At 56.7% G+C, this 18,170-nt stretch carries 13 protein-coding genes, 1 tRNA gene and 1 pseudogene; 11 read left to right on the top strand and 4 right to left on the bottom strand.

Annotated elements, in window-relative coordinates:
- Positions 1–65 precede the first annotated feature (65 nt).
- The 10 genes from H7C19_RS04795 to H7C19_RS04750 all read left to right on the top strand — a co-directional run bounded on the left by H7C19_RS04795 (position 66) and on the right by H7C19_RS04750 (position 14,234).
- Positions 66–1,073 carry a LacI family DNA-binding transcriptional regulator gene (locus H7C19_RS04795; protein ID WP_185141448.1) on the top strand — a complete coding sequence of 336 codons (1,008 nt, stop codon included), beginning with the start codon at positions 66–68 and terminating at the stop codon, positions 1,071–1,073.
- A 241-nt stretch (positions 1,074–1,314) separates the two neighbouring features.
- Positions 1,315–2,670 carry an ABC transporter substrate-binding protein gene (locus tag H7C19_RS04790; RefSeq protein WP_185141447.1) on the top strand — a complete coding sequence of 452 codons (1,356 nt, stop codon included), beginning with the start codon at positions 1,315–1,317 and terminating at the stop codon, positions 2,668–2,670.
- 80 nt (positions 2,671–2,750) lie between these two features.
- Positions 2,751–3,641 (top strand): carbohydrate ABC transporter permease, encoded by an 891-nt coding sequence (locus tag H7C19_RS04785; RefSeq protein ID WP_185141446.1) that lies wholly within the window; start codon positions 2,751–2,753, stop codon positions 3,639–3,641.
- Complete coding sequence (locus tag H7C19_RS04780) at positions 3,642–4,496, top strand: carbohydrate ABC transporter permease (protein WP_185141445.1); 855 nt, start codon at positions 3,642–3,644, stop codon at positions 4,494–4,496. It begins immediately after the preceding gene.
- A gap of 18 nt (positions 4,497–4,514) precedes the next feature.
- Positions 4,515–6,698, top strand: coding sequence for an alpha-L-rhamnosidase C-terminal domain-containing protein (locus tag H7C19_RS04775; protein WP_185141444.1), 2,184 nt, complete (start codon positions 4,515–4,517; stop codon positions 6,696–6,698).
- Positions 6,695–9,646 (top strand): glycosyl hydrolase, encoded by a 2,952-nt coding sequence (locus tag H7C19_RS04770; RefSeq protein ID WP_185141443.1) that lies wholly within the window; start codon positions 6,695–6,697, stop codon positions 9,644–9,646. The genes H7C19_RS04775 and H7C19_RS04770 overlap by 4 nt, the downstream gene beginning before the upstream one ends.
- A complete protein-coding gene (locus H7C19_RS04765) occupies positions 9,630–11,888 on the top strand; it encodes a glycoside hydrolase family 36 protein (RefSeq protein WP_185141442.1) in 2,259 nt (752 codons plus the stop codon). The genes H7C19_RS04770 and H7C19_RS04765 overlap by 17 nt, the downstream gene beginning before the upstream one ends.
- On the top strand, positions 11,885–12,976 hold the full coding sequence (locus H7C19_RS04760; protein WP_185141441.1) for an SGNH/GDSL hydrolase family protein: 1,092 nt from the start codon (positions 11,885–11,887) through the stop codon (positions 12,974–12,976). The genes H7C19_RS04765 and H7C19_RS04760 overlap by 4 nt, the downstream gene beginning before the upstream one ends.
- Before the next feature lie 173 nt (positions 12,977–13,149).
- The gene (locus H7C19_RS04755; RefSeq protein ID WP_185141440.1) at positions 13,150–13,557 is read left to right on the top strand and encodes a class I SAM-dependent methyltransferase; all 408 of its coding nucleotides are present in this window, start codon (positions 13,150–13,152) and stop codon (positions 13,555–13,557) included.
- 606 nt (positions 13,558–14,163) lie between these two features.
- A tRNA-Ala gene (locus H7C19_RS04750) sits at positions 14,164–14,234 on the top strand.
- A 158-nt stretch (positions 14,235–14,392) separates the two neighbouring features.
- Here the strand turns inward: H7C19_RS04750 and H7C19_RS04745 are convergent.
- Together H7C19_RS04745 and pgoN are read right to left on the bottom strand one after the other, a co-directional pair.
- Positions 14,393–15,187 carry an SDR family NAD(P)-dependent oxidoreductase gene (locus H7C19_RS04745; protein ID WP_185141439.1) on the bottom strand — a complete coding sequence of 265 codons (795 nt, stop codon included), beginning with the start codon at positions 15,185–15,187 and terminating at the stop codon, positions 14,393–14,395.
- Positions 15,188–15,239: 52 nt separating this feature from the next.
- Positions 15,240–16,082 carry a glyoxal/methylglyoxal reductase gene (gene pgoN / locus H7C19_RS04740; RefSeq protein WP_185141438.1) on the bottom strand — a complete coding sequence of 281 codons (843 nt, stop codon included), beginning with the start codon at positions 16,080–16,082 and terminating at the stop codon, positions 15,240–15,242.
- 313 nt (positions 16,083–16,395) lie between these two features.
- Here pgoN and H7C19_RS35635 point away from each other — a divergent pair.
- Positions 16,396–16,515 (top strand): annotated as a pseudogene (locus H7C19_RS35635) (HNH endonuclease); the annotation flags it as partial.
- Between the two features lie 252 nt (positions 16,516–16,767).
- Here H7C19_RS35635 and H7C19_RS04730 read toward each other — a convergent pair.
- The gene (locus tag H7C19_RS04730) at positions 16,768–17,106 is read right to left on the bottom strand and encodes a type II toxin-antitoxin system PemK/MazF family toxin (protein ID WP_185141437.1); all 339 of its coding nucleotides are present in this window, start codon (positions 17,104–17,106) and stop codon (positions 16,768–16,770) included.
- Positions 17,099–17,296 (bottom strand): DUF2281 domain-containing protein, encoded by a 198-nt coding sequence (locus tag H7C19_RS04725; RefSeq protein ID WP_185141436.1) that lies wholly within the window; start codon positions 17,294–17,296, stop codon positions 17,099–17,101. The genes H7C19_RS04730 and H7C19_RS04725 overlap by 8 nt, the downstream gene beginning before the upstream one ends.
- Positions 17,297–18,170: the final 874 nt, after the last annotated feature.

Below are 18,170 nucleotides of genomic sequence, written 5' to 3'. Positions count from 1 at the left end.
GCGATTGAATAAGCAACGTCAATATGTTATGTTTTTAGTACTTAAACGATTTAGGAGTTGTTTAATTGGCTACGATTAAAGATGTCGCCAGGGAGGCCGGCGTATCGGTCGCGGCCGCTTCTTTGGCGCTGAACGGCAAAGGCAGCCTGTCCGATGAGACGCGCGCCAAAGTCATCGAAGCAGCCGAGCGGCTGAACTATACGCCGAACGCCCTGGCCAAAGGATTGGTTACAAGCAATAAAATCAATACGATCGGCCTTATCATTCCGAAGCCCGGAACCGAATTTCTTCCTTTCGTCGGAATGGACATTCTGAGCGGAGTCGGCGAGGTGGCCAGCGAGAAGAAGTACAATATGCTGCTCGACTGGGAAGACAGCCTGGGAGGCTCGAAGGCGCTGGATCTCGTGCAGAGCGGCATCGTGCGCGGCCTGCTCTTCTTCCTTCCGCTGAACGACGTCAAGACGTTCCGGACGCTTAACGATCTCAATTTTCCGTATGTGTTGATGAGTCGTCCGCCCGAAGGGGTGTACTGCAGCTGGGTCGACGTCGACAACGTCGACGCCTCCTATCAGGCCACCGTGTCGCTGATCAAGTCCGGCCATACGCGGATCGGCTTCTCCTCGCCGGGACCGATCGATTTTCTCGTCAGCAGCGACCGGCATTCCGGTTACCGCCAGGCGCTGCTCAGCCACAATATCGCTTACGACGAGAATTACGTGTCGATCGGGAGCGGAGACATCGAGAGCGGCAAGAAAGCGATGGAGCACTTCCTTCGCCAGAAGGAGCCGCCTACGGCGCTGCTCGCCGGTTCCAATCTGCTGGCGATCGGCATGATCGAATCGCTCAAGGAGCATGGCCTGGATCATCGCGACATGGCGGTCATCACGTTCGACGACAGTCCGCTCGCCGAAAGCTACGGCATATCGGCCATCCATATCCCGACGAACGTCATTGCGGGAGAGTCGGCGCGCCTTCTGATCAAACGGATCGCCAATACCCGCCGGACAGAGCCGGAAAGCATCGTGATCGACTCCAAGCTGATCGTCCGCAATACGTTCGTACCCAGCAAGTAGAAGGTATCCTCTGTACGGAATGAACGGGAAATTCCCGGAATCCGTACGGAGGTTATTTTTCTGTTATCGGGGAAAAGGGAATTGACAACCGTAAGCAACGGCAATAAAATGAAAAAAGTAAAACGTTTTATTGTTTGTTTTATTTCGTTCGCGAGAAGACGAAGGGGAGGATAGACAAAGAAGGCCAAACAAGTCGGACCTGTTTCGTAAGCGCTTTACAAATTTGAGGGAGGGCGACTACATGAAAGCGAAGATTAAAAAATCGGCTCTGGCCGCGCTCATCATCTGTACGACGATCATGCTGGCCGCGTGCGGCGGCAACAAAGGAAATAACGACAATAAAGCGGATTCAAGCCCAAGTCCTAGCGCGGCTCAAGGGACGGAGGAGACGAAGCAGCATGACCCCGTGGAAATCCGCGTAGGCGTGCCGGAATGGCCGGGCGAAGCCGAGAACGTCGACGCCGTCGTCAAAGCGTTCAAGGAGAAATATCCGTACGTGACCGTGAACGTAGAGAAGATGGTCGGCGATCCGCACGCGAAGGTATTGGCCCAATCTGCGGCTAACGAGCTTCCGGACGTGTTCTGGTTGCCGGATACGTCGGTAAGAGAGTTTCAGGATCTGGGAATTCTTGCCCCGCTTGACGATGCTATCGCGGCGAACGGCATCGATACCGGAGACGTATACTCCAGCATGCTCGGCCTCGGCCAGGTGGACGGCAAGACGTATATGGTTCCCCGCGATTACGCGCATGTCGTGACGCTGGTCAATACGTCGCTGCTGAAGGAAGCCGGTCTGAGTATGCCGTCCAACGACTGGGACTGGAACACGTTCATGGATTACGCCCAAAAGCTGACCAAGAAGGACGCTTCCGGGAACACGATCCAATGGGCGGTCAACTCGAACATTCACTGGTGGGCGGTGTGGACGCCGTTCGCGCTCGGCCGCGGCGGCAAGCTGATCGACGAAGCCAACCACAAGCTGACGGTCGCTTCCGATCCGCTCGTCGGCCAGGGGCTGAAGGATCTGTGGGACTTGTCCAAGAACGGCTATGCGCTAGACCCGAACGGTCAATATCCCGAGGATATGTTCATGGCCGGCAAAGTAGCGTTCTACTTTGCGGTCAAGGCCGTCGCCTCCCAAGTGAACGACGTCGCCAAAGCGAAAGGCTTCGAATGGGACGTGCTTCCGTTCCCGAAGCTGCCATCCGTCCATGCGGTCGGCGGCGGGACGAGCGGTTACTCCGTAAGCGCTACGACGAAGCATAAAGAGGAAGCCGGAGCGTTCGTATCGATGTTCCTGACGGCGGAAGGACAGAAGGCGTTCAATTCGGCCGGCAACGCGGTTCCCGTGCTCAAATCGATGGTGAACGACGACACGTGGCGCAACAGTCCGGTGGAAGGCAAGAACGTGGAAGCTTATACGATCGCGCCGGAAGCCGATATCCTGCCGATTCTGAGCTCGAAGCTGCCGGTTTCGCTGATCAACGAGTCGAATACCGGTTACGAAGAAGCGATGAACAAATATTTGCTGAACAAACTGCCGCTCGAAAAGGCGCTGCAGGAATGGGAAGACCGAATCAACAAAGCCTGGAAATAACCGAGGCGGCGCCCGAAGAATCCGCGGCGGAAGGGGACCGGCGGTCCCCTTCCGCTCGGGCGTAGAGAGGGAGTTGCGGGATGAAATCAAGAAAAGCGGTTCGGGAAGCGATAGCCGGTTATCTGTTCACGTCGCCGGTAACGCTCGGCATTCTGCTGTTCACCGCCTGGCCGGTAGCGCAGTCTCTATATTACAGCTTTACCAAGTTCAATATCATCAAGAAGCCGCAGTGGGTCGGAGGAGACAATTACGCCAAGCTGACCGGCGACGCGGAGTTCTGGCATTCCTTGAAAATAACGGCGATATTCACCGGCGTCTCGGTGCCCGCTTCGCTGCTCGTCGGCTTCCTGATGGCGCTGCTGCTGAACCGCAGCCTGCGGGGCATCGGGCTGTTTCGGACGATTTTTTATTTGCCGGTCGTCGTTCCCGTCGTTGCGTCAGGCATGCTGTGGAAGCAGCTCTATAGTCCGACCTACGGCTTCGCCAATCGGCTGCTCGAGGCGGTCGGCCTGCCGCCCTACACCTGGTTTTCGCAGCCGGAGTCGGTCCTGCCTTCGATTATCATAATGGGTTTGTGGCAGGCCGGCGGCTCGATGATCATCTGGCTGGCCGGGTTCCAGGGCATTCCGGTCCATCTCTACGAAGCGGCGATCGTCGACGGGGCTTCCCGAATGAGAAGATTTTGGAGCATCACGATTCCGATGATTACGCCGGTGATCTTCTTTAATCTGATTATGGGCTTCATCGGTTCCTTCCAAGTATTCGGCCAGGTGATGGCGACGACGGCGGGCGGTCCGCTCAATGCCAGCAATTTCTTGATGGTCATGATCTACAAGGAGGCGTTCCGTACGCTGAACATGGGCTACGCTTCCGCGCTGGCATGGGTGCTGTTCGTCATCGTGCTGCTGCTGACGGCGTTCATCTTCAGAACGAGCCGTTCCTGGGTCCATTACGAAGGGGGAGCCAAATAAATGCATGATTCAGGCAAATCCGCTTGGCTGGCGTATCCGCTGTTGCTGGTCGGCGCGGTCGTTTTTCTTTTTCCGCTCGTATGGATGGTCGCCAGAAGTTTCATGGGTCTGGACGATCTGTACAAGGTTCCGCCGATCGTCTTCCCGACCAAATGGGAGGCGTCGGCTTACGACGATATATGGACGATCCGGCCCTTTTTGAGTTATATCCGCAACACCGTCATCGTCGTGGCGTGCAGCGTCGTCGGCGCCACCGTGTCGTCGGCTCTGTGCGCCTACGGCTTCGCGCGGCTCAAGTTCCCGCTGCGAGGGTTGATCTTCGGCGTCGTGCTGGCGACCATGATGCTGCCGAGCGCCGTGACGATGATTCCGGTGTATGTGCTGTTTAGCAAACTCCATTGGACCAATACGCTGATGCCGCTGATCGTGCCGACCTTTTTCGGCGGCGGGGCGTTCAATATTTTTTTGCTGCGGCAGTTTTTTGCCGGTTTGCCGAACGATTTGGACGAGGCCGCCAAAATCGACGGAGCGAATTTGTGGGATATTTTCTGGCGCATCGCGATGCCTCTGTGCAAGCCGGCGCTGACGGTGGTCGCGATCGGATCGTTCATGAACACCTGGAACGATTTTATGGGACCGCTTCTTTATTTGAGCAAGGAGAAAAGCTTCACGCTGGCGCTCGGCCTGTACGCGCTGTCGCCGGGAGAAGCGGGCGGCGCGACGATCAACTCGATCACGACCGCGCAGCTGATGGCGGCTTGCAGCCTTGCGGTCATCCCTGTCGTGCTCGTCTTTTTCTTCGCGCAGAAGAAGCTGATATCCGGAACGGCCGTTTCGACGGGAATTAAAGGGTGACAGAAGGGATGAAAAGAAATGGCTGATATTGCGGCTCGACGGCATCAAGACGAGCGGGCGGTTCCGAAGTGGATCTGGGACCGGGGAGGCGAAACGGCGCGGGAAATCGTGCTGAGCAGAAGTTTCGAGACGGAGAAGGACGGGGTGGAGGCGCGGCTGTATCTTGCGGTGACGGGCCGCGTCACCGTTGCGCTGAACGGCGCGGTTATCGGCGAGCTGCAGGAGCATCCGCGCCATCTCGCGTCGTTTACGCGTTTCGTCGGGTTCCCGGACCGGCTTGCCGCGGGCAGCCACCGACTGGAGCTGAGGATCGTCTGCTCCGAGCCGATGCCGATCGTCGAGGTGAACGTCCATCTGCTGGAGCGGCGGGTCGGATGCATCGGATTTCTCGAGGGAGACGGCCTGTGGCTGCCGACCGACGATAGCTGGCGGTCGGGCGAGTCGCCTGCGCGCGTGATTTGCCTGCTCGGCGAAGAGCCGTACGGAGACCTGGAGAACGGCCCGGATTGGTTCGTCCGCGGCGGCTACGGAGATATCGGCACCCGAAGACTGACGGGCTACGAGATCGCGGAGCGATTCGGGGCGGAGGCGGACATCGGTCCGGACGGCCTGCTGTCGCTGTCGGGCAGCTATGCGTCGCAGCCGGAGTCGTTGGAATTGCCGGAGCTTGGCCGCGGCGAGCGCCATATTTTCTACCATCTTCGCAAGCAGCAGGAATGGGCCGAGCTGCGCGCTTTCCAGCGGAGATCGGGGATCGAGGGAGGCCCTCGTGTCGTCGCGGCGATGGCGGCGGAATACAATATGCGGTTCCGCATCGACAACGACGGCGAAGAACCGGCAACGATTGTTTGGAACGGAGCCGAGTCGTCGGCCGAGCTGGAACGCTACGACGGCTGCATCACCGAGGCGTTCACGGTCGAAGCGGGCGGCTCGTTTACCATTTTGCCCCAAGGCATGCGGTACGTGCAGCTCTTCCCGCTCGGGCCTTCCGGAAAGCCGTTCCGCCTGCGCGTCGTCTTCGAGGAGGTTGGCGTTCTGCTGGAGCGGATCGGGCAGTTCGATTCGGATTGTCCGGCGGCCAATCGGATCTACGAGGTGGCGGCTCACACGAACCTGATCTGTCATCAGACGGGATTGTGGGACGGGGTCAAGCGCGACCGGCTGAACTGGACCTATGATTTCTTCATGGCGGCCAAAGCCGATTACGTGCTGTGGAACGACATGGACGTCTTGAAGCGAACGATCCGCGAGCTGGGGAAGACGCCGGACGGATACTGGATGAATTCGTTCCCGGCGTACACCTGCTGGTGGTTCGTCAACATTTGGGACTATTACTGGCATACCGGCGACAGCGAGTTCGTACGGGAGATCAAGGACGATCTGAACCGTCATCTCCGCTGGACGATGGCGAGCATCGACCCGGCGACCGGGTTTTTCGCGAAACGGCATCAAGCGTTTATCGAGTGGGTGCCGATGTCGGAGGAGGACGCTTGGCATACGCTGCATGCCGTCCTCGCTATGGCGCTGGACAGCGTGCGCCGGTTGAACGCAGCGATACCGGGTCTCGATTTGCCGGAAAGCCCGGTCCCCTTGCCGTCGATTCCGGCTTCCGCTTTTCTGGATAGCCCTTCGATTATCGCGCTGCTGCTGGGGGCAGAAAGCGGCTATGTAAGCGAAGAGCAGGCAAGAGCCGCGCTTATCGGCTATGAAGCAAGCGATCCCGTGACCCCGCTGTCCGCGTATTGGCTGGCCGAACGGCTCGTCGCTCTCGGCCGGCCGGAGCTAGGCTGGAAGGCGATCGAGCGGGTATGGGGCAGAATGCTGGAAGAGGGAGCAACGACTTTCTGGGAAGGCGTGACGCTGGCTCCCGCGGAAGATTACCACCGCTCGCTGACGACATACACGGCTTACGATTCGTATCGGATCAGCCTGTGCCACAGCTGGTCGAGCACGCCGGTGCAGTGGATGAGCCGGCATCTGCTCGGCGTCGAGCCCGCGGCGCCCGGCTCGGCTAAAGTCTATTTCAGGCCGAACGCGGTGCCGGGCATGAACCGTTGCCGCGGACAGGTCGCCACGCCGCACGGACCGATTCGCGTCGAATGGGAGCGCCGCGAGGACGGCACGCTGGCGGCTTCGATCGACGCGCCGCGCGGAGTGGAGATCATCAGGGCGCCCGAGGCGGAAGGGATTGTCGTGCGATGAGTCGGCAACGTTACGCGAATGAAGCCGAATTTCGGGTGCCTTCGGCCGAATACCGTCCCGTCCCGTTCTGGTCGTGGAACGGCCGACTGACGCCGGATCGTCTCGTTTCCCAGATCCGACGGATGCACGAGGCCGGCTTCGGGGGATTTTTCATGCATGCCCGCAGCGGGCTGAAGACCGCCTACTTGGAGGACGAGTGGTTCGCCTGCGTCCGGGCATGCGTGGAGGAAGCGGAGCGGCTCGGCATGAAGGCCTGGATCTATGACGAGAAGGGCTGGCCGAGCGGATTCGCGGGCGGCGCCGTTCCGTCGCTGGGCCGGGAATACCGGGCTAAGGCGCTCGTCATGCTGGAGGAAAAGCGCGAGGACGACGATTGCCGGCGGCTGCTGGAGGCATACGAACCCTCGGAGGGGCCGCCGCGTTATCTGTACGAATGGGTGCAGCCGATGGGGGATCTCCGCTTCGATTCCGCGTCTTACGTCGATCTGCTCGACGAGCGGGTGACGGAAGCTTTTATCGCCAGCACCCATGAACGTTACGAGCGGGAGATCGGAGCGCAATTCGGCGCGGTCGTTCCCGGCGTCTTCAGCGACGAAGCATGCGCGCTGCTGTGGCTCGATCCCGCCGTTCCGGCGCTGCCTTGGACGACCGGGCTGGAACGGATTTTCGCGGACAGATACGGCTATTCCCTGCTCCCCCGTCTGCACGAGCTGTTCCTGCCTGAAGGCGAGTATCCTCGCATCCGCTACGACTACTGGTCGCTGATCGTAGAATTGTTCGCCGAGCGGTTCAGCAAGAAGGTGTACGACTGGTGCGACAGCCGCGGTCTGCTGTACACGGGACATCTGATGGCCGAGGACAGGCTCGCCTATCAGATGGAATGGGTCGGCGACATCATGCGGCAGTATGAATACATGCATATTCCCGGCTTGGATCATCTGGGCCGTCATAGCCATGTCGGCCGCACGCCCGACAACGCCGTGCCGTATACGCGGGTGCTGTCGGCGAAGCAGGTGTCGAGCGTGGCCAGCCAGCTAGGCCGGGAGCGGGCGCTGTCCGAGCTGTTCGCTTGCGCCGGCCAAGGCTTCGAGCCGGCTCGGCAGAAAGAGATGACGGATTGGCATTTCATTCACGGCATCAATCTGTTCAGCCCGCATCTGCTCCCGTATTCGCTGGAGGGGGAGGGGAAGCGAGATTATCCGCCGACGATCGGCCCGCAGCAGCCGTGGTGGGACGATTACCGGCAATTGACCGATTATCAGACGCGCATGAGCTATATGCTGACGCGAGGGCGAAGAGCGGCTCCGATTCTCGTCCTTCATCCGATGGAGTCGGCATTCGAGCGGTATTCTCCGCTGGACCGGTCCCAGACGGACGCGATGAACGAAGCGCTGGAGACGCTGTCGCTCTCGCTGCTCGACGCCCAACTCGGCTTCGACTACGGGAACGAGCACCTGCTCGCCAAATTCGGCGCGGCCGACGCGGAGGGACTGCGGATCAAAGAAGCGGTCTATTCTGCGGCGATCTTGCCGGCATGCACCCGATTGCGGTCCTCTACGGTACGGCTGCTGGAGCAGTTCGCGGCGTTCGGCTTCCCGGTTTTCTATGCCGGCGATGCGGCGGACGGATCGGGCTTGGCGGCGGTTCCCGCCGAAGTCCGCCATCTTACGCTGCTGCCGTATTCGGCGGAGCTGCTGCGGGAGCGGATTTCCCCCGTCCTCGTCCTGGAAGGGAAAGACGCAAGGTTCATTTGGCTGCATGAGCGGGAGGAAGGGGACTGCCGGCAGTTTTTTTTGGCGAGCATGTCCGATACGAAAAGCATCCGAGTTAAAATGAAGCTAGGAGACGCGATGCGGCTGTCCGTATGGGATGCGGAGACCGGGAGCGTACGCCCGCTGGCCTGCCGTTACGTGAACGGCGGAACGGAACTGGACTGGACGTTCGGGCCGCGCGATTCGCTGCTCATCCGGGCGGAGCCGGCCGATGCGGCGGCTTCCGAGCCGAAAGGCGATGCCGCGGCAGTGCGCGAGGAGGCTTTCGCCGTCGCGCTGCGGAAGTCCCCGGCGCCGCTCCATCCCAACGCGCTTGTCTTGGATCGCTTCGCGCGCCGGAACGACGCTGGGGTATGGTCGGAAGTGCGGCCGCTGGCGGACTGGGTGCTGGAGAGAGCCGCTTCTTCCGCGGGCAGCCGCTATCGCGCGGCCGTACGCGTAGACGGCGAGCCCATGCGTCTGCGGGTCGTTGCCGAGCGGGCGCTGGAGGCGAGCATCCGCTGGAACGGCATGGCGCTCGCCGCTTCCGGGGAGAGCTGGATCGATCCCGACTGGCTCTGTTACGACGTGCCCGTCGAGCTTGTCCGTTCAGGCGCGAACGAAGTCGAGGCGGAATTGAGCGATCGGACCGTCGGCCCTATGGAAAATTTGTACGTCACGGGCGATTTCGCCGTCCTGCTGGAGAACGGACAGGATCCGGTCATTCGTCAAGCGGCGGACGGAATCGGGGATCCGGCAGGCGATCTTTCGGCGCAGGGATACCCTTTCTATGCGGGCGGCATGGAATTGGAGTTCGAGCTGGACGCCTTCGAACAGCTGCGGGCGGAAGCGCGTCTTCCGGGCCGGTGGCTGCTCCGGCTGCCGCGCCCGTCGGTCGGATCGGCAAGGCTCTGTGCGGACGGCAAGCTTTGCGGCGCGCGGGCATGGGCGCCGTGGGAGTGGGAGATTACGGAGCAATGGGGCAAAGGGACGAAGTTCGCTTTGGTCGTGACTTCCACGCTGCGCAATTTGATCGGGCCGCATCATCTGGAGGACGACGAATCGGTGCATTTTTTAACGCCAAGCCACTTTTTCGACCGTTCGCGCCGGACCGACCGCTATGTGCTGAAGCCGCTGACGATCGGCCAGCTTGAGCTGGTTTACAGGAGAGAGGGAACGAATGACGGACAACGCTAAAAGGATGACGATCGAGCATGAAGGCATGCATATCGGCTTTGCGAATACGGAAAAAGGATGGATGCAGGTAACGTTCAACTCTTCCAAGGAGCTGCGGGAGCGGGTACCCGGCGTCCCTTTTCCGAATTTCGAGCTGGCCGTCGCAGGCCATCCGTACGGACATAATCCGGCGTTGATCAGCGGACTGACCGGCCTTCCATCGGAAATGAGGCTGGTGTCCCATTCCGCCGACGCCGAAGGGCTGCAGCTTCTGTACCGGCACGAACAGCTGCAGCTGAAGGTACAGGTCGAGATGCGGTTCGTTCCGGGGGCGGCCGCGATCCGCCAGACGACGGTCGCGACCAATGAAGGGAATTCGCCGGTCGTGCTGACCCATCTGTCGTCGATGTGCGTGCAGGGCGTCGCTACGGACGGGCTTCTGCCCTGGTACGACAAACGCAAAATCCGCGTTCATTACTGCCGTCAGACTTGGAATGGGGAAGGCCAATGGCGCTTCGGAGATCTGGAGGAGCTGGGCTTGTACCCGACATCGGTCCACCCGAGCACGTCGGCCGTCCACTTCTCATCCGTCGGCAGCTGGAGCACGGGCAAGCTGCTGCCGATGATCGTGCTGGAAGACTTGGAGACGGGCAAAGCATGGTATTGTCAGCTGGAGACGTCCGCGAACTGGCATCTCGAGATCGGTCACCGCGGCTCTTGGAGCGACGACAGCGGCGGCTTGTTCCTTCATGCGGACGGAGCCGACGAACGGTTCGGCGGCTGGAGCAAGCAGCTGCTGCCGGGAGAAAGCTACGAGACGATTCCGGCGGCGTTCGGTTGCTGCGACGGCGATTTCGCCGACGCGATTCGGGAGCTGACGGCTTACCGCCGCCACTTGACGAAGGGACTGTACGGGGACTTGCCTGCGGCGCCCGTCGTCTACAACGACTATATGAACGCGTTGTGGGGCGATCCGTCGAAAGACAAGCTGACGCCGCTCGTCGATGCGGCCGCGGCTGGGGGCTGCGAATATTTCTGCATCGACGCCGGATGGTTCGGCGAGATCGGCTCGTCATGGGGCAGCGGACTCGGCGATTGGCAGCCGAGCCGCAACCGATTCGGCGATGAAGGACTGGAGTCTTTCCTCGCATATATCGCCGGCAAAGGCATGAAGCCCGGCCTGTGGCTGGAGATGGAAGCGTGCGGAGACGACGCGGCGCTGGCCGCGAAGCCGGACGACTGGTTCATCCGCCGTTACGGCATCCGCGTAGGCGGGGGGCCGCGATCTTTTCTTCATTTCGGTCATCCGGACGTGCGAGCTTACATGCATGGCGTAATCGACCGCCTCGTGGGAATGGGCGTCCGTTACTTCAAGAACGATTACAATCTGTGCATCGGGCCGGGCGACGACACCGGAGGCAAGGCGGCCGCGGAGGGCCTGCGACAGGCGATGGCGGATTTCTACCGCTTCATCGACGAGGCGAGGGCGCGCCACCCGCAGGTGATGATGGAAAATTGCGGCTCCGGCGGCATGAGGGCGGACTACGAGGCGCTGGCTCATTTTCATCTGCAAAGCTCCAGCGACCAGGAGGATTACCGCAAATATCCTTCTATCATCGGAGGCAGTCTGGCGGCGGTTCTGCCGGAGCAGCTCGGCATTTGGGCTTATCCGTACCCGATGCTCTTTACGGACCTGCCGAATCCGGAGGGCATCAAGGAAACGGGCCGACTGGCGGCGATGGCCGATGGGGAGCAGACGATCTTTAATATGGTGAACGGCATGTGCGGCAATCTATATCTGTCCGGCCACATTCATCTTGCCGACGAGACGAACCGCGCGTTGATCGCGGAGGCAGTCGAACTGTACAAGCGGGAGCGCTCGTTTATCTCGCAAGCCTATCCCTTCTGGCCGCTCGGTTTTACGAGGATCAACGACGGGCTGAATTGGGCTGCCGTCGGGCTGGCGTCGCGCGACCGTTCGCGGCTGCTGCTGTCCGTTTGGAGACTCGGGGACGGCGACGAATATCGGACGATTCCGCTGGCCGGCTCGAACGGCCGGGGCGGAATAGGCGATCTTCAGGCGGAGATCGTGCAGCTGTATCCTCGCGAAGGTTATGCGGTCGATTGCCATTACAGCCCGAACACGGGACAGCTGACCGTTCGAATGCCCAAGCCTTATCAGGCGCGTCTTATCGAGATTCGCTTCGCAACGAAAACCACGGATGCCGACACAGAGCGGCTGCAGCGGAGGAACGCGGAATGAACGGACAACTGGTTGGAGGTTATACGCTCAGGGAACTTGCGGAACCGTTCTGGAAGGGAGACCGCGTCTATGCCGAGTCGGTGCTTCCGCTGTCCGCGAAGACCGGGGAAGCGGGAGCAGGCCGGCTTCTCTACGAGCCGGACAACATTATCGAGGTGCGGAATGCGAGGCTGGACGTCGTATACGAAGAAGGTCGGGATTGGGTGCTGCGCGAAGAGCGGCTGCTGTTTCCGACCGATTCCCGCATCCCGATTACAAGCCTGGACGAGCTGTTTCCGGCTGAGCCTCGCGAAGGCTGGGTGCAGGAAAGGAAGGGAGGCGGATATAGCCTCTTCTCGGAAGGGCACTTTTTCCACGACAAGCAGATTGCGGTTAGCTATACGTGCCGCAAGGAACGGAGCGGCCCTGCCGTCTTCGTCGCCCGCGACTGCCCGCCGCGAACCGCGCGTAAGCTGGCGGCAGGCGATCCCCTGCAACTGCTCGTCTTCGGCGACAGCATCGCGGAGGGCGCCAACGCGAGCGGCATGACCGGCGCTCCGCCTTATCTGCCGACATGGGGCGAAATCGTCGTCCGCCTGCTCGGCGAGACGTACGGCACGGAGATCGAGTATCGCAATGGCTCGGTGGGCGGCATTACAAGCGAAGGCGGACTGAAGATCGTAGACGATGTGCTGGAAGGAGCGGCCCCGGACTTGGCCGTAATCGCCTTCGGCATGAATGACGGAACTTGTCGGGTGCCGAAGGAGGAGTACGCCGCCAATATCGCGGCGATCATGGAAAGGATCCGGCAGGCCAATGGCGAGGCCGAGTATATTCTGGTCGCGCCGATGCTGGCGAATCCGGAGACGGCGTTCAGCGGCAATCAGGACGAATATGTCGACGAATTGCTGAAGCTCCGCGAAGCAAGCGGCGGCTCGGTCGCCGTAGCCGACATGACGACCGTGCATCGGGAACTGCTGCTGCGCAAATCTTATACCGACCTGACGGGCAACAACGTAAACCATCCCAACGATTTTCTGATCCGCTGCTACGCCCAAGTTTTGCTTGCGCTCATTGCGGGAGAGAATTGGGAAGGTGTCGCTGAGTGAGCGGTTAGTAGGGGGCAGTGAGAGCTTATTCCTAGATAAGTTGTGGCGCATAGGATGTGCGCCATGGCTTTTTTGCGTGTTCGCCCGGCATGGGCGTCCCACGAATCCAATTTGAGGTGGTTGCAGCCGAACGAGTCGCCACGACATGACGAAATCTAAAGCTGCCAAAGACGATGAGAGATTGGGAAGAAGTGTATACCAGCGGAAACTTTCGAGACTACTGGGATCTCCCGTACCTGTCTCAAGAATTGGTCGCGTTCGTGGCTTCCATGGACCTTCCCCCTAACATTGCCGTTTTGGATGTAGGCTGCGGCGCAGGCAGCGAAGCCATTTTTCTTGCCAAGCGGGGATATCGCGTAATCGGCGTCGATCTGAGTGCCGCTGCCTTGAACATCGCAAGGGAACGGGCAAACAGGGCGGAGGTTCAGGTGGATTGGCGTCAGGGCGATGCCTTGAAATTGCCGTTGGAAAACCGGTACGTGGATATGGTCAATGATCGCGGATGTTTTCACAGTATCGCCGAAGAAAATCGGGGGCGATTTGCGGAGGAAGTCGCGCGGGTGCTCAAACCGGGCGGGTGATGCTGCTCAGAGGCTGTCGCGACAAGGCAGAAGAAGGACACTTTGTCTTCGTGACCGAACAATCAGTGGACCAGCACTTCAGCTGCCAAACAGATGATGCTCGGGATCGTCTCCGATTCCCCAGCCTCTTATCGGGAAGAAAGCGGATTCCGGTAAACCGTCGCCGCTTAGCAAACGGCATCGAATGGTTTCCGGAATCCCGGCAGAACGCAGCCAACGGAACCTAATTGCCCTTCTTGAAGCAACCCGATGTACCATTTCACCGGTAACATCTACCCGCGCAACAGATTCGAACCTCAGATGTCTTTGTGATCCAGAGAAACCTAATCCGTATAAAAGCCGTTGAAAAATGAAGGGGGCGAATTGTGTTCCTATTCCCTCGACGACACATGTGGAGTGCTGCGTGTCGCTCGTAAGGAAGTAGAGATTTCAGGCCGCATTTACCTGCATATTGAAGCCCGAATGTATTCAGTATTCGGGCTTCTGTGTTTGTGGAGGCCAAACGGATCGAAAGAAAGGAATTTGAGATCTTATAGCAGCACATCCCGCTGTTCAGCAAGAGCAAATGATGACGTTGGCTCCATATTTGGAGATGTATTGTTCGTGGGAGTTAGCTCAGCTGGGAGAGCGCTTGCATGGCATGCAAGAGGTCAGCGGTTCGATCCCGCTAGGGTCCAATAAAGAACCACTTCTTGACGAAGTGGTTCTTTATTGTTTGGCGGAATGCCCAGGGGGCGTACCCCGGGGTTCAGTCCGCGCGGACGTAGTGTATGATTTACTTCCTTGTTACTACAAGCTATCATTGAAATCGCTTCATTATTCTAATCGAAAAGTCTTAAAACACGCTGCGTACTAATCCTCCGTCAATCCGCAAAGCGGAACCGTTAATGGCCGAGGAAAGAGGGCTGCTTAGGAAGGTAACAAGATAGGCTATTTCTTCTGGCCGAATAAGCCTTTGAATGATGGAAGTTGGCCGATTCTCTCTCATAAATCGCTTCTCAGCTTCTTCTACTGTCATTTTTTCATTAGGATAGAGAGTATTTAGCCAAGCCTCCACTCCTTCAGTTAAAGTGGAACCAGGCATAACGGTATTGACCGTTACATTCGTTCCTTTGGCCAGCTCGGCTAAGCTCCGGGAAATCGAGAGCTGCATTGTTTTGGTTGCACTATAATGGGCCATTTCTTGCGAAGGCATGATGGCTGCCTCGCTAGCAATAAATATGACTCGACCTTCTTTTTTCTGAATCATTCGGCTCAGGTAGTGGCGGGAGAGCCTAACACCGCTCATGATGTTGACCTCGAAGAATCTAAACCAAACTTCATCCGGAATATCGAAATATTCGGCAGCCTCGAATATGCCAATGTTGTTAATCAAAATGTCAACGTCAGCGTATTTCTCAATCACCTGTTGACATCCTTGCTCTGTTCCTAGATCCGCGACTACGGATTCGAGTTTAGCGCCGGCATGCCGGTCTCGAATTTCCTGGATCGTGTTAATCACATTTTCTTCACGGCGTCCATTAATAAGTACGTTGGCGCCTTCCACCGCTAGTGATGCGGCGATCGCTTTTCCGATTCCTGCCGTAGACCCCGTAACAAGTGCTGTTTTTCCTTGTAAATGAAGTTGCACGAGCATTCCTCCAAAAATTTTAATTTGGATAAATAACCTAAGTTAATTTATCTTAAAAATCAAAGTTATCTGGATCCGGACCGACCCGAAGATTTTGATTCAGACTATTGAGATGTTCCATATCATCTTTGTTCAGTTCAAAATCAAATATGGATGCGTTTTCTACGATTCGATGTTCTTTTGTCGATTTTGGAATCGTCACGACACCGTTTTGCAAGTCCCAGCGGAGAATGATTTGGGCAATCGATTTTTGGTATCGATCTGCAATTTCTTTAATGACCGGATGATCCAGTAACTGTCCTTGCATTAACGGAGACCAAGCTTCCAATTGAATTCCTTGTTGTTTACAATAATCATGCACTTCCTTTTGCGCGAGACGAGGATGGTATTCAACCTGGTTGACCATGGGCTTTATTTCTGCGTCCTTCATCAAATCTTCAATATGATGAATTTGGAAATTGCTGACCCCGATCGCTTTTACGCGGCCTTCCTTATAAAGTGTCTCCAGGGCTCTCCACGCTTCTTTATACTTGCCTTTCACCGGCCAGTGAATAAGGTATAGATCCAGATAATCCAAATCCAGTTTTCTCAAGCTCGTTTCATATGCCGCCAAAGAAGCTTCGTACCCTAAATCGGCATTCCATACTTTTGATGTTACAAAAAGCTCGCCTCTAGAAATCCCAGTCTCTTTGAGCCCCGCGCGGATGCCTCGCCCGACTCCTTCTTCATTTCCATATATGGCAGCCGTGTCAATGCTGCGATATCCATGCTTGATGGCAATTTTGACCGCATTCTCAAGTTCGGGGCCATCTTCTACTTTAAAAACACCCAAACCAAACCAGGGCATTTTCACACCATTGTACAAAGTTGATGTATCTTGCAAATTTTTTGGCATGGAAAACTACCTCCAATATCGTTTTTTTATAGGAACAGATTGAGTTCCTCCTTCTGTATTACTTTTCTCCAATTTTTGATCAAAAGATTCAATAGCGGTATACTAATTGACTTCATCTGCGAAACAAACGTGGAGGAAAATTTATGGAACGAAAAAGGTGTTTACAAAGTAAATATGCTGGCTGGAAAATGCACCTAGCACTATTTTATTTATGGCTGTGTAAATACCATCCGTGGGAGCGCTGGGGATAAATAGAATATCGCTAATTCTCTCAAGCCCTTATTGGCTTCCTTGCGCTTAGTGCGGAAATCATTTTGAGCTTTATGAAATCGAAGCCGATCATATTACCCCGAGGCATGATGGCGGTAAAACAACCGCTGAAAATTGTCAAATGCTCTGTAAGGAAGACAACCGGAGAAAATCGGGGAACTAACAAAACAAAATTTGTGACCGCGCACCAAACATGAATTTATAAACCTGATGCACTCAAGGATCAAATCAAGCTTTAATTAATTGGCGAGAGCACTTCGTTAGGTGTTCTCACTGAATACTCAACACATGTGGAAGCAGTAGTGTCATTGCATCGAGTTTTTAACTGACGGGGATGCCTAAGCCTTCGTTGTCACTATACACAGCAACAGCCCTCTACCGCTCTATTCAGCGGTGGAGGGCTGTTGCTTGTTATTCAATCGTTAAGTAAATGCGTTAATTGCAGTTTGACATTTGTGAAAATCGAAGGTTTTAAGTGACCGAACTTTTTAAGGACAATTTGATTTGAAAACGTATATATTTTATCCGCTCGAACAGCAGATGTAACACGCAGTTGACCTTCATCAAGGTCATCGGCAGTTATTTGTATCGTGTAAGTTTTACTGGTTAAATTGGAAGTAATCGCGGCCACGACAAGATCCGACTGGGACTTGTTATAAGTCGTGTTGGACAAGATGAGAACGGGACGTTGCTTTGTAGCGGACAAATCGCTGAATGGAAAGTGGATTAACACGATATCACCTTGTTTATACATTGTTCCAGACCTCGTCGTCCACAGGGTTGTTCCAGAACTCCATACTGGTTACACTAGCTTGTTCAAGATTATTCTGTGCTTCGCGTTCTCTTTTCGAATTTAAATATCCAATAAAGTCAGCAACTTCAACAGCGTCTTGTTCGGGTATCTGGTCAATGATGCGTTTTAACTCTTCACGATTTACGCTCACAGGATCACGACCTTTCGGATCAAGATTAATTAATTATATCATATACGATTCCGAGTCTAAAACGTGGTTGGATCAACCATAAGTTGCGTGCAATGGCTTCGCGGGCACGCGCACCGTCCAACAGGACGCACGTGAGCCCGTGCGCCTCGCTCTCCTCGACGAGAACGGTCCGACGGGCACGTTCTCGAACGAGGACGGTCCACTCCCGTGGTGATATAGTTTCGAATGCGTAATCGAAGGGATCGTCGGGCACGAAGCTCGTCGATCCCTTCTGGTCGAGCGCTGGTTCGGAGAGCCGCGCGTCGACGTCAAGGCGAATTCGGCCGATAACCCATGGGCAGAATGGCTTTGGTTTCTAACTGGTGCGATAGCTTAACAAGACAGCAGCTGTGGAATTTTCACGGAGAACGATAATTGAATTGAAACGGGAGCTGCGACTGCGACTCCCGTTTTTATCGTGATTTGAAGCGTTAGTAGGGGGCAGTGAGAGCTTATTCCTAGATAAGCTGTGGCGCATAGGATGTGCGCCATGGCTTTTTTTTGCGTGTTCGCCCGGCATGGGCGTCCCACGAATCCAATTTGAGGTGGTTGCAGCCGAACGAGTCGCCACGACATGACGAAATCTAAAGCTGCCAAAGGCTGCTGCCGTAAACTTGGGCAGGTACGGTCGGAAAGATGACGTTCTTATCCGGGGAGGCCTGCGGGTACGCGAAGCGACTTCGTAACCACAGTCGGGAAGGCTGTGCTGAATCGCAGAAGTCAGTGTTAACGATCCATGCAAAATCAATGTCGCTGTCTCTCGTACTAAAAGCCGATTTATTCTTTGCTGTATAATGTAAGCAACACGGACGCGGCTCTTTATGACCTTGTGGTG

The sequence above is a fragment of the Cohnella nanjingensis genome (assembly GCF_014212125.1).
Taxonomy (GTDB): Bacteria; Bacillota; Bacilli; order Paenibacillales; family Paenibacillaceae; genus Cohnella; species Cohnella nanjingensis.
The sequence above is the reverse complement of the archived record's forward strand: the minus strand, read 5'-3'. Positions and strand labels throughout refer to the sequence as shown.